This window comes from Candidatus Melainabacteria bacterium (assembly GCA_003963305.1).
Classification (GTDB): Bacteria; Cyanobacteriota; Vampirovibrionia; order Obscuribacterales; family Obscuribacteraceae; genus PALSA-1081.
The window spans coordinates 208,013-222,571 of record RXJR01000020.1; the positions used below are offsets into that span (position 1 = coordinate 208,013).

The window sequence follows — 14,559 nt, forward strand, 5'->3', positions numbered from 1 at the left end:
GAAAGAAATTACGCGCTTTACTTGGTTCGGCTTTACTTGGGTTCGATCAAAACAGCCGTACCATAACAAACAACTTCACTGCCCATTTCATCGCTGCCACTGGAAAAGGCGGAGCTGTCATAACGCAGCCCCACGACCGCTTGCGCCCCAGCTTGATTAGCTCGCTCTACAAGCGAGTCGTAGGCGGCCTGACGCGCAGTCTCACACATGGAAATGAACGGTTGAATCTTGCCGCCGACGATTTGCTTAAAACCGGCTTTAAAACTCTGCCCGATGGTTGGCTGACGCACCGTGACGCCCCGCACGATGCCAATGTATTTGGTTATTTTGTAACCGTCCACGCCATCGGTTGTAGTCACTATCAAACCTGAATTAGACTGCGCGCGAACGGCGTTCAAACTGCCCTGGATGTTGGATTCCGAGCCTGCGTAACCAGCGGACTGGGATAGGGCTAGAGAAGCCAGAATCATGGCGCCTGCTGACAGTACCCGAAATTTGATGTGCATTTCACTGAACTCCTTATTTGCCAGGACAACAGTAACTGAAATGCACTTTTTTTCTACAAAAAAAATCTAAGGCTGAAGTAACTAGTTTGTCGATGACAGCTTCTCTTGCAGTTGCCTCAATCCGCGCCAGCGCTGATATTGCTCGACTTTAGCGGGAGCAGATGAATCTTCGTGATTATTGAGCCAAAAATCGAACCAATCCAGATTTGTTTCCATGGCAACGAAAGCAAGCTTTGGCTTGGATTCTGTGTGCGTGCCATCTCTAAAATAAAGCAAATCGACAGGCTTACCCAACATTCTCAAAACAGGATAGGTGCTCCAATCCAGGAGCCCATAAGGATTGTCATACTCAACCAGAATCGGCGCATGAATCTTATCGAGATTGAATCCGGACGCCTGGTCGATCCAAACTTTCAAGCCTTCGCCAAAAGGTTTCTTAGAATAATCTGTGTCGAGATAATTGCTGCCGTTATTGGAAAAATCTACATTGCGCAGATATTCTCCATAGCTGCTGCTGTTAGCGTCGGCAAGTGTAGCGGCTCTGAAATATCTAGGCTCATTTATAAGAGTATCGAGCACATACCAGCCGGTACGACTCCAGCCAATTATCCCGACTTTAGTGGGATCGATTAATCCCTCTCTCGCTAATCTCTCGATTGCAGCGACGTAACAGCCGCGTCCGTCCTTCTCCGCCTCCTGAGTGGTGCCACGATATTTAGATCCGCGTCTCGGCTCACCGCATTGAAGCACAATCATTCCGCGAGCAGCAGCAGCGCGACCAGGAAAACCCGTTGCAGAAGCACCACACGAAAAGAATTCGTATTGATTGAAAGAATGAGTTTGCAGAAGAAGTGGATAGCGAACCCCGGGCTTAAAGTCGGGCGGCTTTACTAAACCACCAACACATTCACGCCCCTCCGCATCGGTCCACTTATAAACCGAGACGTCACCAAGCTCGACATCTGTCAACTGAGGATCGGGATCCAAAATAGTGAGGAACTTGTTTCCCTCGAGCAACTGATCGATAGACTTTCCTGCTTCAGCCAGGCAAGCAACAACTGTCGGTCGCCGATTCAAGCGCTGCAACGTGAGTACCTCAAAGTCTTTTCTCGAAGAATCGACTGCAGCAGCCTTAGTGCGCGCGCCAACACTCCAGAGTGCACCACCACCTCTATCGGCAGATGCGCCTCGCTCAAATCTCTGCAAAAACCCGTTTCCTTCAATCTCTACGGCGCTGCCACTCTTATCCCAGTGCAAGTCCCAGACTGGAATGTGTTCTTTATCAGTCGCATCCAATTCTGCAACGAACTCAAGCGATCCTTCAGTGTTGGCGACCACAATACAGGGGCGACTGCGGAAATTTGCACTGGAAGAATCTTTGGGCGGCGGAAAAAACGTATTTGCGATAACGACTCTCTTGCCGTCTGGCGACCAGACGATGGTAAGGTCGTCTTCGTGATAGCCAGCATCAACACCCAATGGAGCATCAATCAAAATCCTGGATTTACCAGTCTTGAGCTCGACAATGCAAATCTGTTCAGGGCGAAGGACCTTAGAGTGGGCTCCTGGGAAGGCTGAAGGATTGTCAGCTTTAAACGGATGATAATCTTTGCTTCTGGTTTGAAACTTTTCCCATGATGCTGGAATACTCTCTACTTGCGCTCTGTAAACAGCGTATCGAGCGTCAGGCGATATCAAAACTGTCGGTTCAAGAGATAGAAACGTGATTTCCTGTCTGGAATCTGATTCGAAAAGCGGCACCGGCTTACCATCAACAACAGAACAAAGCCGCCTGCGCTCGAGTCCGTAGCGAAGCTTTCCAAGATTGGGAAACATCAATTCAGTAGACGACACGCCGCCACCGCGGACGATATCAGGAACGTCTGAACCCGGGCCAGCCTGGTAAAGATCAGCAGGATCAGGCAACTTAGAATCAACGAACACGATCGCATCATTACTCAGGTCAAACGCCGACACGTCTCTGCCATCGAAAGAGAGCTGATGGGATTGGTGCGTTTTCAAATCGTATGAAAAGAGCCGCCGCTCTGCCTTTCTACCTCTGGCAAGGAAATAGAACATATCGCTATTCTGCGCCCATTTGAGATTGCTGATCGTCGTCGCGTAACCAGTCTCATCAAGGGTTGGTGCTGAAATCTTGACGATCGAATCAGCAACCGAACGGACATTAGCTTTGGTTGCACCTGAGACAGACGCACAAAATTTCTTCACCTTATCTGAATCGAAACACCAGATCGTCGATTCGATTTCGTTGATGCTAATCACACCACGAGATGAGGTCACGCAAAAATGCGCGCCGTCTGGCGAGAATCGAGGCTGCCCGATCGCTCGAGACATCTCGACTGTGTCACGCGTCGTCCAGCGGCGTGCATCGGCTGGAAACACAAACAGAGAGGAAAGAGCAACAAATGAAAATAGAGCCGGAACGTATCGTTTCAAAGGAACTGCCTCAGATCGAAACAGCTTCATCTTAAGCAATTGCACATTACCAAATACTAACAAAGAACCAGCGAATCGTTTGGTGTTTCACGGAGCTCTTCTAAAGTGTGAGCTCCCGATCAAGCTGTGCTCTCAGAGCAATTAACAGAGAAGGACAACGTCAAGACGATAAACGAACGAGCGTAGTGCGCCAGACCTGTTCGATTCCTTCTTTGTAGATTTTCCAACCATCTCGGTTAAGAGCGAAAATCGTCTCGGAATATTCCTTGATAGTGGTGGTTACGTCGAAATTTATAACTTTGACTTCTAGCTTCACTGCGTCACCTGTTCATGACTGTCGCTAGTTTAATTCTATTCAGACACCATACACGGTGCAAATATTTTCACGCTCACTTCATTTTGCATAGTCGTCGACTATCGACGCAGCCGTGAAAGTTCTTACTGTGCTCCGGCGAGTTATTCGACTTTATTCAACTTTTTTGACGCTGCCGGTTTTGATATTAACCTGATAGCGGGCGAAAGTAAGTGCTTGCTCAGGCTTATCTTCAAAAACGTGTACTACATAAACCGAGCCATGATGCGACTCGATGTCGAAACCAGGTCGGCCTTGCGTAGCGGGGTTTACCCCCCTGGGGCCAAACGCTTTCTCCCAGTCGCGCACTTCTTTTGTTTTCTCGGTGAGAGCAATCGCCTTATCCTCAGCAAGTTCCGAAGCTGACTTCCCTTTCGCCAGTACATTCTGAGAAACAAGTACAAAAAACATACTCAACGCAAATGCGGCCAAAAATCTCTTCAAAAACATTGTTGATTAATCCCCTGGTTACTTGTTCTTATACAAAAACCGTTCCAGAAATAGGGTGGCTGATTGATTTTTCGGTTTAAGGGCGCTTCCAGCCAATACAAGAGCCCTGCCGAACCTGATAGTGGTTAACGCGGAGCCGGCGAGCTGTTCGAGCGAGCATAATCGAAGTCATAGCGCACAAAACCACTCAGTCTTCCGACTTTGTCATAGAGAATTCGTGCCTGGGCATTGCTCTCTTGCGTCAACCAGTAGCACCTGTAGCAATCTAAATCCTTGGCGCGTTGCGCAACCGTTTCGATGAGCAGACGCGCGAGACCCTGCCCTCGAACGTCGGCATCGACAAACAAGTCTTGCAGATAACACATTTGCTTTGACGTCCAGGCTGACTCGTGCATCAGGTAATGAACGATTCCGAGTAACGGTCCCGATTCAGTCGCACGCACCCCGGCGCCACGAAGAGTGCCTGACTTGCTCAGCATGCGTTCCCAGGTGGAATCAAAAACATCCGCCGGCAGATTTGTTTTGTAGAACCGCAAATAGGCCGTCCAGAGTTCAGTCCAACGGCTACGGTCTTCGGCGCGAAAATCGGTGACTACTGCTTGCATGACTTTCCTCAGCGAGAACATATGTTCAACTAGAGTACCGCCTTTCAACGATACTCGCCTGGAATTAATCCCTTGTCAAGCCTGCAAGAAGTAAGGCTTGAAAGTTAGTTTGAGCGGTAATAAGACTCGATTGTGCCGGGCGTGTAACCGATGGCAATAGCGCGGTCCAGGTCGTCCTGAGCTTCGGCAATTAGACCGAGGGCTTCCAACGCCTTGCCACGATAAAAATGCGATTCACCGGAGGCAGGAAAGAGCTCTAAAGCCTTCGTGCAACATTCCACAGCATCAGCATAACGGTCGAGCTTGTAATAGATTTCGCCCAGATTTGCAAAAGCAGGAGCGCATTTAGGGTCGAGGCGAATTGCTTCGCACAAGTCGGCAATAGCGCGGTCAAAGCGCTTCACAACAACGAAAAGTGCGCCACGATTGCAGTAACCCATTGCATCGTTCTTGTCCAACATAATCTGCTTCTTCAAATCATCAAAAGCATTGTCGAAGTTGTCTGTGCGAATGAAAACGACAGCGCGCGATGCATATGCTTTGGCGTTGTTGGGATCGATTTGAATTGCCGAATTGAAATCTTTTAGCGCATCTTCGTAGCGACCGAAGGCTAGAAACGTATCGCCGCGCATGATCAGACGCTCAACATCAGCGGGCTTAGATTTGAGATGTTGCTCCAGCGCGGGCATTTCGCCAAAAAGCGTGGAGGATTCAGTTGTTTCCAGTGTTGCAATGTTCATTTTTTATCGTACTTTCTACTTCAGCGTTCAATCAAGCACTTGCCTGATCGTTGGTAAAACCGGACTCAGAGCCAACAAAGCCTGTTAGATAATCAGGCGATTCACAACCGATATAGCATCTGCCATCAATCGATAAACCTTGTGAAACGGCTTGCAGAGTGGTTATCCGCGATTCTTGATTATAGAGATCCGCGCCGCAAATGGTACCACCTGGGAACTAAGATTTCGACCATAAAGCCGATTTGCCTTGCGCAGAGAGGGTTTTCAGAATGCTGATTGTTTCGTGAATAGTTTAGATACAGCAATGAAGTTTTGTTGCCGATCAAATACAAATAAAAACCCATGGAACGCAGCCGTCCCGGCTGCTTTAAACATCCGAAATACCATGGAACGCAGCCGTCCCGGCTGCTTCAAACATCCGAATACCATGGAACGCAGCCGTCCCGGCTGCTTCAAACATCCGAAATACCATGGAACGCAGCCGTTCCGGCTGCTTCAAACATCCGAAATACCATGGAACGCAGCCGTCCCGGCTGCTTCAAACATCCGAAATACCATGGGATGCAGCCGGGACGGCTGCGCTCCATATGAGACTCAAATCTAAGGACGGCCTCGCGAACTCTTGACGACCTAGAATTCTGCGACGAGTCCGAAACTTGCAATCAACAAGATACAGAAAAAATAGAAGACAAAGAACCACGCCCAGCGAGTGATTAGTTGAATCTCTGTGACTTTTGCTTCCTTAGCCATTACCTTATCCCCATTTGGCGTTCGATAGATTCTTCCAGACTACTTCAGGATTTAGCTTCACTGCTCGTGTCTTCAATCGGTCCTTTGTTTTCCTGAACTGGCGGCACTTCGGCTTTCGCGTCCTTGCCGTCTTCTGCTGCTTTCGCTTCAGCTGTTTCAGCTTTAGTTTCAGCGGGCTTTTCAGCTGCCTTGGCTGCCGGAGCCGGCTTTGCCGCAGCCGGGGCCGCAACCTCTGGCGCAGGCAGAGAAGCTACGAATTTGACAAATTCAGCCGTATCAGCGAGGAAACGATCCTTCTGCGGACGAGACAACCAGAGCGCGAGAATGCGCCGACGATCCGTAGCCTTCTTGAGAGTAGGCACGCGATTGCCGAGCAGTCTTTCGCGGATCATCTTATTACCTTCGCGGTAATAGCAGTCTCCAATCTGGCAGCCGCATACTACGACCCCAGCCGCCCCTGCCTTGAGGGCAGTCTCAATCATGTTGGGCTGAACCATTCCACTGCAGGGAAGCTTAACGACGTGCAGTCCATCAACGCCTTTGACCTTACCGTCGGCATCAAGTAAGTCATTCACGTCTGCTGAGCGTTCGCACATCAGCGTTATTACTCTGTTGTTTTCGTTAGCCATCTCGACTTCCCTAATCTCCTGCGATGAAGAACTTATTTCGCTTCCATAATTTGCTTAACTTGAGCCAGTACATTTGCATCCGGAAGATCCGGCAAATCGATTGCATCGAACGCACAAGCACCTACGCAGACACCGCAGCCCGAGCAGCGATACGGCAGAACCGTAGCGAGCAGTTTGAATCTCGAGTTCGCAGGAGCCGGCACCATTTCAATAGCCTGATAAGGGCAGTCGAGATAGCAAAGGTTGCAGCCCACACATTTGTTCAAGACAACTTCAGCTGCCTCCACCGGTGGTTCCTTAATCAAGAATGACCACGGCATCGGCAACAAGCAAGCTCCTACTGTGATACCGGCGACGACTAACCAGTAGACGAGAGCGCTCGGAAGCGAATTCATCAAGGCGTAAGGAGCAAGGAAGAACCAATCCATCTCGAAACCGGTCGGAGGTGGACCATTCAACGAAGCCATCTTGCCGCTGGTGATCGGGAACATGAACACAAACACGAGCAGCAACGCCATCAGAACATAGTTGATAGCCGGCGGCGGCGTCATCACAGGGCGTGTCATGCGCACGTAGTGAATCCACAAACCAAACAGCAATGCAAATGACAAACCGATATGAATGAACAGGTAGTTCGACATTGTGTAGTTCGAGATGGTGTCACCATTCAAGAACCACTCTTTCAGACCAGGTCCAAAGAAAGGCACGCCTTCGAGCGCATACACAGTCATGCGTGTGAGAGCCAGAGAGCGTTCATCCCAAACCAGGTAGTAGCCGGTCTGACCGATGAAGAGCACCATGACGAAAAGAACGATGCCGCTGAACCACTGCAACCAGCGGTACTGACGATAGCGATCTGTGAACCAAACACGAATTGCGTGCAGCAAAATCGTTATCACCATGGCGTCACCGGCGTAACGGTGAATACCACGCACCACAGCGCCGAATGGAATCGAATCGTTGATGTACTCAACTGAAGTCCAGGCGTTGATCAGAGCCTTAGAGAGATAGGCATTATCTACAGTTGGAATGTAGTATGCGAAAAGCAGCAGTCCTGACAGATACAAGACCCAGAGATAAAACTGAGGCAGAGCGCCGTGATAATAGAGCGGGTTGTACTTGCTCGTCATTATCTTGTTTGTTAGGTCTTCAAAAACAAGGAAGAACTTATTCCCTGATTTGATTAGTTGTTCGTATGCCGACATGGTCTTCCTCTTTCAGCTTCCCTGAAACTGCCGCTCAACTACTTCTTCACCGGAATAATCAATTTCTCTTCTGCATCGTCTTTTCCAACAAACATGATGGCGAAAGCAGCGAGAATCATCGCCACACCCATTGCCATCGCATATGTGTAATTACCAGCAGCAATTGGATTGATTACGCCTTTTGCGCTCTCATCGTCCTTATCAACTTTTCCGCTCAATCTTTGCTGAGCCCAATCACCCAGAGGTTTAAGACCGGTGAAAGGGGGACTATCAAAAATCGGCTGCGACCAGGCCGGCAAAGCAGGCTTGTCGAAACCGAAGCCCGATTCGGCCCAGGGCATCAACATCAAGCTGACACCAACAACAGCAACGCCGATCAGGGCGACCACAACTAGCTTGGCATCATTATTCATGATGTTCCTTTCTCCTTAGCTTCCTCTCCTCTTGAAGACGAATATGTATGTCTTCATAGAGTTTGATTTTCTTCTTCAAAGTGCCTTTGCTTTTTTCTTCGAAATAGGTCCAGTACCCCATGATTCCGAGAATCAAAAGAGTCAACGAAGTGCCGAACACAAGCAGCGCCACGCTGGCGATTCCTGGTGCTTGATTGACTTCGCGCCAGCCCTGGAAAAACCAGGAAAGCGAAAGTACAGCCATGCAGAATGCCACCGTCTTCAGTGCGAAGCTGATCTTATACACGACAGGTGCGCCGGCATCAGATGCGGCGCCTCCGTCAATGTTCACTGAGTGGTTGTTGCCTGTGGCCAAAATCTCCATTCCTTTATGACGCCGATGCCGCCGGAACTTTAGGTGCCTGAGGCGCAGGAGCCTTAGCACTGCGGAACTTCACCCAACCATACATGCACGCGGCGAAAACGATGAAGCCGGCAACCATCCAGAACCAGTCCAGATCAGGAATCGGTTGTGGATAAATGGTTGTTATTGTCGGCTGTTTAACACCGTCCATGCGGTCAGCGAAGTTCACGAAGTCGAAGCACCAGCGGTTGTTGACCATGAAGTCTATTTGACCTAGATACTCTGCGTGAGGGGCAGGAGTGAAAGTCGGAATCAGCTTATAGAGCCAATCGAGACCGGCCGGTTGTTGGCATACAGTCTGCAATTCGAGCAGCTTTGCCTTCTCCAGCGGTTCGCCCATCTTTTTGATCGTTTCAGGATCGAGAACGAAGGGATAGTTCCAATATTCTTTGTTTGTCGACCAGAGCGCACGCACGAGCTCTTCCGCTTTCTTCATGTTCTCGCCACCGAACGGACGGCAGAGACTGTAGAGGAAAGCATGCAACATGGGATCGAAGAAGATTTCAGTGCGCGCCATGAAGTAGTACCAGACAGCGCAGATACCCTGAATCAACCCGACAATAGCCATCACCAGAGCACCCTTGGCATTCTTAGCAGCCTGGATAGGATCTTTGTTCGTGAACATAAGACCCAATTGCAAGAGGATACCGATGTCGACCATAAGGAAGAGTGCATCTCTCCAGTAAGGCGGGTCGACGTGAATATTGGCGATGTTGACGATGATCAGATAGGAGAATGCGATCCAGTTAAGCAGCCCCATCAGTGTGACGAGGAATATCAGTGGACGCTTCGAAATATCTTTCTCGGCACCGGTCACCCAGACGTCAATGAAGGGCAGCAAAATAACGGAGATCGGAATAATCAGCGTAATTTCAGTTGCCACTACCGGCTCGAGATATTTGTACATCTGGTACAGACCAAGGAAGTACCAGTCAGAGAGAATCGGCAGCGGAGTTACGTCTGGATCAGAACGGCGACCCTGCGCAGCAGGCAGGATGATGGCAACGATGACGAGCATCATTACGACGATGATGCGTTTTGTCCAGTTGAGCGGAACACGCTTGTAAGCATTTTTGTAGAAATAAAGTTCGACGAAGATCAGCGGAATCAACGAGAACGCCAGGTGCAAAGAGAAGAATCGAGTGATCGTCTCTTGAGTGATGGCGGCGCCACCACCCAGCAATACTTCAGCTGTATTCCAACCGAGATGCAATGACTTGACCAGAGGCTGATAGAAATCGCCCATGACCGGAAATTGATCCATATAAGTCGGGAATGTAGCAAACACCTTGGTCGCCCAAAATGCACGCTGGTTCCAGATCAAAAGATATCCAGTCAGACCTGAGTACATCGAGAGCAGAAGAGCAATAAGACCAAGCGCGATGTTGAATTCGCGACCTGGCTTATAGTCTGCATTTATGAACATTCTGTAGAGGCGCAGCGTTGCCGCGATAATCATCGCGTCTGCACCATATTTGTGCATGCCGCGAATCAAGCCGCCGAATGGAATTTCAGTCTGGATGCGGAAAATCGAATCGAAAGCCTCAGGCTTGGTGGGCACATACCAGATCATCAGCAACAAGCCACTGGCCATAACTATGAACCAGACCAGATAAAAAATCGGTCCGAGAGCATAGAACGGATTCGTCTTAGCCTCGACGTTCTGATAGCTTTCATCGAAGATATCGATGTTTTTTATGCGCGTCTTGACGTAGTCAGTCACAGCAGTGACTGTTCCGGACAATCCCTTGTCAGAAGTTGTACTAGGCAATTCCCCCGGCCTCCAAACTTAGAACTTGATATTCCTCGCCTACTTTTTTCACTTCGAAACTGCGCGGTGGTCTTGGTGCCGGTCCGCTCACGACTTTGCCACCATTTGCGATGTCATAGACGCTCAAGTGGCAGGGGCATGCGAATACTGGACCGTTTGGTGTGAAGTTGTAACCCTTGGCACACTCGGACGGATCTTTGACGAAATTGAAGATGCAACCAAGGTGCGGGCAAATGCGGCTATATGCGACAACGTCACCAGTCGGCAATTTGACGATGAAACCAGGAATCTGGCGAACTTCTTTGCCTTCAGGGTTGTACTCGATGTAGCTCTGCTTGAACATGAATGGCAAGCAGGTCCAAGGTTCAGGGAAATCGCTGTCTTTGAACGACGGCACAGGCAACTCAGCTACTGGCTGGTCAGATTTGCCGAGCACGTCGAGCGGCTTTCTGGTCGGCAGCAAGAAACGCAGGAAAGGCGACGCCAGCAAACCGAATGTAGCAGCCAGCGGAATCGCTGCCGCCGTCTTCAATAAGAATCGTCTTGATGTACCATCAGCCATATTGCTTCACCCTTGTTCCTTACTTACTTGAACTGGCTGCTGAGCCAGATTTGTTTGCACCAGTGTCTTCTGGCAATGTGGCCAAATTGGTTTCGTGGAAGTTTCGAACATACTGTACCAGTTTCCAGATGTAGGCCTCATCGAATTTTAGGTTCTTCGCCTTGTCTTCCTTACCGAGGAAGTTCGGCATGCCTTCCCACTTAATGCCGTTGGCGATGTGGTCATAGAGAGTATCGTCAGTGCGATCGTAGAATCGGTTGTACTGAGAGAAGTTAGCAGGCACAGGCTCTAAAGCGTGAGCAAGCGGACCATCTCCTTTTCCCTTTTTGCCGTGGCAAACAGCACAGTTCGAACCAAAGACGGGATCGATTGCCATAATCTCAGCATCGTTCAGCTCAGGTACAGCAAGTGATCTTGTGTAGAAGACCAGGTCCCAGATCTGGCGTTTGCTCAATTTGTCTGCCAGAGCCGGATGATTGGTCCCAGGCTTGCCATAAGCAACAAACAAGAATTGATCGATAGGCTTGATCTTGCGCATCCAGACTTTGTCGGACAAATTCACAGGTGCCGAGCCGCCACTGCCTGTGGCACCATGACACGAGGCGCAGTTCTGCTGGTTCCACCAAACTTTACCGTCAGGCACAGAAGGTCTGTCTTCGGGATAGGTCAAGATATCGGCTTTTCGAGTCAGATTAGCCGAAACCAGACTCTCGTTTTTTAGAGAAAAGTTGCTGGAGCATGAAGAGAGCAGCACCATACCCGGCGCCAGCAAAAGTAGGGAGAAAGCATGCTTCAGTCGAATTGGTAATCGCATTTTTTTAGTTAGTATCCGAAGAAGGGAATCCAGGAGAAAAGCGCCCAACTAACGATGAACAAAAAGAAGAGAATGAGAAACAAAGGAGGCGGTCCTTCGCCGATGCGATATTCCGAAACTTCCTCGTAGTGCTCCTCTTCACCGGTGGCAGGTGCAGCCGCTGGTTTGAGCGGATCAGCCGCTCGAACAGACTGTTTCGCGTCGTCAGCCATTGGTTACCTCTTTTACTGAAGACAAATTTTTCATGCGTGCTTTTTCTGCCGCCAGACGAGCCCGAATACCATTCGGTCCGTCTTCGTCGTCATCCATCATCTCGAATTTAGTTGCTTCCATATCTTCGAATTCGCCGTTCTTGAAAGCCCAGAGAATACCGACGATAGCTACGATAAAAAAGACTCCGCATACTCCGAAGGCAACGTACATGCCACCTTGCAGACCGGCTTGATTGAGAATGCAATTAGGACACATTATTCTCCGCCTCCAGTGTGGGGCTCATACTCTTCGTGTGAGAGAACCGGCAGTTTGACCTGCTGTGCCTTCTCCACGTCTTCGAGCTTGTCTACTGTCTCTTCCGTATCTTTCTGCAGCGTCTTCAGATAAGCAACTACGTACCAGCGCTGCTCTTCTGTGAGAATCTGATTCCAACGAGGCATTCTGGTTCCAGCTACACCTTCGCTGGTGCGATAGAACCACATCGAATCGTCATACTGTTTGTAGAACGGACGAGTGAAATTAGCTGGTTTCTTTTCCAGAGTGATTGAGTTTGGACCGTTGCCTCGACCATCAAGTCCGTGGCAGGCAGCGCAGTTCTGTGTGTAGATACCGCGACCAGCATTGGCACTGGCAGAAGCGTTGGTGTCGACGTGGCGACGAGCGAGAAGAGCGCGACCGGCTTCGGTGGTATCACGATACTCATCCGGAGCTTCAACATAATGTTGGGGCAATCGCTTGTTTCCGAGAGTCTGAATGTATGCCACCAGGTCATTCATGTCTTCATCAGACAGGTAGCTGAATGAAGGCATTATCGAACCGGGCTTGACTGCACGAGGTTGTACAAGGTGAGCTTTCTGCCATTGCGATGGGAAGCGTCCGCCTTCGTTGGTCAGGTCTGGACCAGTGCGAGCGGTACCAAGTTGGTGAGGCGTTTCATAGTTGTAGTCACCAGCTTGCACGAGCGGTCCGTAGCCACGGTCTTGCAAACGCGTAAATTGCGTGTGGCAGTAGAAGCAACCTTCTCGAACGTAGATCTGGCGCCCGCGAGCAGCATTACCAACAGTCTCGGTACTGTAGTCGTTGCCGGTGTGAGCTGGTTTTGGTTGAAACAAGACCATCGGCATCAACACAGTTGAGAAGATGATTGTGAAAAACGTGATGACGATACCAATGGCACCGAGTCGGTAGCCGTACATTAGACTTTGACCTCCTTGGGTTTAGCGGCAGGAGCTACAACGACAGCCCGCGTGTACAGCGTCTTGTAGGTGTTGTAGGCGAATATGAATTGACCGGTGACGATCATGATTCCGCTGATGCTGCGCAAGAACCAGTAAGGAACAAGTTCAATAACCCACTGATCTACTGGGATGCCATGGTGCCAGCCAGCTGACTGGACTAAGCCCGCAATCGTCAATGAAGTCATCATCAAACTGAACCCTAAAAACTTGAGCCAGTAGTGAGCTCGAATCAGACCCTGACTGTGCCACTGCCGTCCAGTCAATCGCGGCATACTGTAATAGAACGCCGAAGTCAAAATGAATGAGAAAGTTCCGAGAAGTGCAAGGTGAGCGTGTCCTACTACCCATTGAGTAAAGTGGAGATACCAGTTAACCCAGCGAGTTGCCTGGAACGGACCCTGTGTGCAAGTAACCAGGTAGAACATGCAAGAAGTGACGGCGAATCGCAACGGGATATCGGTTACGACCATTCCCCATTTGCCTTTCATGGTCATGAAGAAGTTGGTCAAGACGGTGAATACCGGCACGAGCAAGAAGATGGAAGAGATGACTGCAATAGCCTTCAACCATTCTGGTACCGGCGATTGCAAAATGTGGTGCGTCCCAGTCGGCGCATAGAAGAGGGCAATTCCCCAGAAGCCCAGCATCGATAGACCGTGGCTGTACAGCGGCGCCCCTGTCAGTCGTGGCAGCAAGTAATACATCATGCCGACACCGACTGTGGTGAACCACATACCGAGAATGTTGTGACCGTAGAACCAACCGATGATGGCGTCGTTCAAACCAGGCAGAGAGACGAAAGTTCTCTGTCCGATGATGTATACGAGCGGGAACCAGAACAGTGAGCCGAGGAAATACCACAACGACACGTACAATTTTTTGACGCGTCGATTGACGACCGTCATATAGATGTTCCAGGCGACCGAAACAAGACCGACCATGACGATGACATCGAGCAGAGCACCGAGCTCGGCATACTCACGACCTTCTGTGTTGCCGTTGAGCAGAGTGCACATGGCGCCTATCATCAGCACGTTCCATGCCCACATGGTGAAGTTGCCTAAGCGCTCACTCCACAGCTTCGTCTTGCAAAGTGTCGGCACCATATGGAACATGGCAGCGACATAACCCATAGACAGCCAACCGATGGCGACTGCGTTGACGTGGAACATTCGCAAGTGCGGCATCGCCAACTGCGGAATGTTGTGCACGAGGTCAGGCATTGAGAACTCAAGTCCAGCAAGCAAACCGGCGCTCATTCCCCAGAGGGACCACCAGAGCGCTGACAGGAAAAAGTTGCGGCTGGCGCTACCTTCCTGATTGCTTAAAAATTTGTCTACTAAACTGTTGGACAACTTGAGCCACCCCCGCAATCGCGAATGCCCGGACTGATTGTGAAAAATTCTAGGCTACTGACAAGGCGGTGAAATCGCCGTAACCATGATTTTTCG

General features: G+C 49.9%; 16 protein-coding genes. All 16 read right to left on the reverse strand.

Annotated features, from left to right (window positions below):
• Window positions 1-32 precede the first annotated feature (32 nt).
• Entirely contained in the window at window positions 33-470 is a 438-nt protein-coding gene (locus EKK48_19870; protein RTL39333.1) for a YbjQ family protein, read from the reverse strand.
• Window positions 471-587: 117 nt separating this feature from the next.
• Window positions 588-2,993 (reverse strand): hypothetical protein, encoded by a 2,406-nt coding sequence (locus EKK48_19875; protein RTL39303.1) that lies wholly within the window; start codon window positions 2,991-2,993, stop codon window positions 588-590.
• 436 nt (window positions 2,994-3,429) lie between these two features.
• A complete protein-coding gene (locus EKK48_19880) occupies window positions 3,430-3,765 on the reverse strand; it encodes a hypothetical protein (GenBank protein ID RTL39304.1) in 336 nt (111 codons plus the stop codon).
• A 125-nt stretch (window positions 3,766-3,890) separates the two neighbouring features.
• Window positions 3,891-4,418, reverse strand: coding sequence for a GNAT family N-acetyltransferase (locus EKK48_19885; protein ID RTL39305.1), 528 nt, complete (start codon window positions 4,416-4,418; stop codon window positions 3,891-3,893).
• A 56-nt stretch (window positions 4,419-4,474) separates the two neighbouring features.
• Entirely contained in the window at window positions 4,475-5,110 is a 636-nt protein-coding gene (locus EKK48_19890) for a tetratricopeptide repeat protein (GenBank protein RTL39306.1), read from the reverse strand.
• Between the two features lie 794 nt (window positions 5,111-5,904).
• On the reverse strand, window positions 5,905-6,456 hold the full coding sequence (locus tag EKK48_19895; protein ID RTL39334.1) for a hydrogenase iron-sulfur subunit: 552 nt from the start codon (window positions 6,454-6,456) through the stop codon (window positions 5,905-5,907).
• A gap of 65 nt (window positions 6,457-6,521) precedes the next feature.
• The gene (locus tag EKK48_19900) at window positions 6,522-7,694 is read right to left on the reverse strand and encodes a 4Fe-4S dicluster domain-containing protein (protein RTL39307.1); all 1,173 of its coding nucleotides are present in this window, start codon (window positions 7,692-7,694) and stop codon (window positions 6,522-6,524) included.
• Between the two features lie 38 nt (window positions 7,695-7,732).
• Window positions 7,733-8,107: a hypothetical protein gene (locus EKK48_19905; GenBank protein RTL39308.1), complete on the reverse strand. Its 375-nt coding sequence runs from the start codon at window positions 8,105-8,107 to the stop codon at window positions 7,733-7,735.
• Window positions 8,100-8,471 carry a hypothetical protein gene (locus tag EKK48_19910; protein ID RTL39309.1) on the reverse strand — a complete coding sequence of 124 codons (372 nt, stop codon included), beginning with the start codon at window positions 8,469-8,471 and terminating at the stop codon, window positions 8,100-8,102. The genes EKK48_19905 and EKK48_19910 overlap by 8 nt, the downstream gene beginning before the upstream one ends.
• A 4-nt stretch (window positions 8,472-8,475) precedes the next feature.
• Window positions 8,476-10,281, reverse strand: a complete 1,806-nt coding sequence (locus EKK48_19915; protein RTL39310.1) for a hypothetical protein — start codon at window positions 10,279-10,281, stop codon at window positions 8,476-8,478.
• A complete protein-coding gene (locus tag EKK48_19920; GenBank protein RTL39311.1) occupies window positions 10,274-10,843 on the reverse strand; it encodes a ubiquinol-cytochrome c reductase iron-sulfur subunit in 570 nt (189 codons plus the stop codon). Before EKK48_19920 ends, EKK48_19915 begins: the two co-directional genes overlap by 8 nt.
• Window positions 10,844-10,862: 19 nt before the next feature.
• Window positions 10,863-11,657 carry a c-type cytochrome gene (locus EKK48_19925; protein RTL39312.1) on the reverse strand — a complete coding sequence of 265 codons (795 nt, stop codon included), beginning with the start codon at window positions 11,655-11,657 and terminating at the stop codon, window positions 10,863-10,865.
• An 8-nt stretch (window positions 11,658-11,665) separates the two neighbouring features.
• Entirely contained in the window at window positions 11,666-11,869 is a 204-nt protein-coding gene (locus EKK48_19930) for a hypothetical protein (protein ID RTL39313.1), read from the reverse strand.
• The gene (gene ccoS, locus EKK48_19935) at window positions 11,862-12,125 is read right to left on the reverse strand and encodes a cbb3-type cytochrome oxidase assembly protein CcoS (protein ID RTL39314.1); all 264 of its coding nucleotides are present in this window, start codon (window positions 12,123-12,125) and stop codon (window positions 11,862-11,864) included. Before ccoS ends, EKK48_19930 begins: the two co-directional genes overlap by 8 nt.
• Window positions 12,125-13,066, reverse strand: a complete 942-nt coding sequence (locus tag EKK48_19940; GenBank protein ID RTL39315.1) for a c-type cytochrome — start codon at window positions 13,064-13,066, stop codon at window positions 12,125-12,127. Before EKK48_19940 ends, ccoS begins: the two co-directional genes overlap by 1 nt.
• Entirely contained in the window at window positions 13,066-14,463 is a 1,398-nt protein-coding gene (locus EKK48_19945) for a cytochrome-c oxidase (GenBank protein ID RTL39316.1), read from the reverse strand. Before EKK48_19945 ends, EKK48_19940 begins: the two co-directional genes overlap by 1 nt.
• Between the last annotated feature and the right edge of the window lie 96 nt (window positions 14,464-14,559).

Coding starts and splice junctions, on each gene's coding strand:
- EKK48_19870 (RTL39333.1), bottom strand. CDS start 470: ATGATTCTGGCTTCTCTAGCCCTATCCCAGTCCGCTGGTTACGCAGGC.
- EKK48_19875 (RTL39303.1), bottom strand. CDS start 2,993: ATGAAGCTGTTTCGATCTGAGGCAGTTCCTTTGAAACGATACGTTCCG.
- EKK48_19880 (RTL39304.1), bottom strand. CDS start 3,765: ATGTTTTTGAAGAGATTTTTGGCCGCATTTGCGTTGAGTATGTTTTTT.
- EKK48_19890 (RTL39306.1), bottom strand. CDS start 5,110: ATGAACATTGCAACACTGGAAACAACTGAATCCTCCACGCTTTTTGGC.
- EKK48_19895 (RTL39334.1), bottom strand. CDS start 6,456: ATGTGCGAACGCTCAGCAGACGTGAATGACTTACTTGATGCCGACGGT.
- EKK48_19900 (RTL39307.1), bottom strand. CDS start 7,694: ATGTCGGCATACGAACAACTAATCAAATCAGGGAATAAGTTCTTCCTT.
- EKK48_19905 (RTL39308.1), bottom strand. CDS start 8,107: ATGAATAATGATGCCAAGCTAGTTGTGGTCGCCCTGATCGGCGTTGCT.
- EKK48_19910 (RTL39309.1), bottom strand. CDS start 8,471: ATGGAGATTTTGGCCACAGGCAACAACCACTCAGTGAACATTGACGGA.
- EKK48_19920 (RTL39311.1), bottom strand. CDS start 10,843: ATGGCTGATGGTACATCAAGACGATTCTTATTGAAGACGGCGGCAGCG.
- EKK48_19925 (RTL39312.1), bottom strand. CDS start 11,657: ATGCGATTACCAATTCGACTGAAGCATGCTTTCTCCCTACTTTTGCTG.
- EKK48_19930 (RTL39313.1), bottom strand. CDS start 11,869: ATGGCTGACGACGCGAAACAGTCTGTTCGAGCGGCTGATCCGCTCAAA.
- ccoS (RTL39314.1), bottom strand. CDS start 12,125: ATGTGTCCTAATTGCATTCTCAATCAAGCCGGTCTGCAAGGTGGCATG.
- EKK48_19940 (RTL39315.1), bottom strand. CDS start 13,066: ATGTACGGCTACCGACTCGGTGCCATTGGTATCGTCATCACGTTTTTC.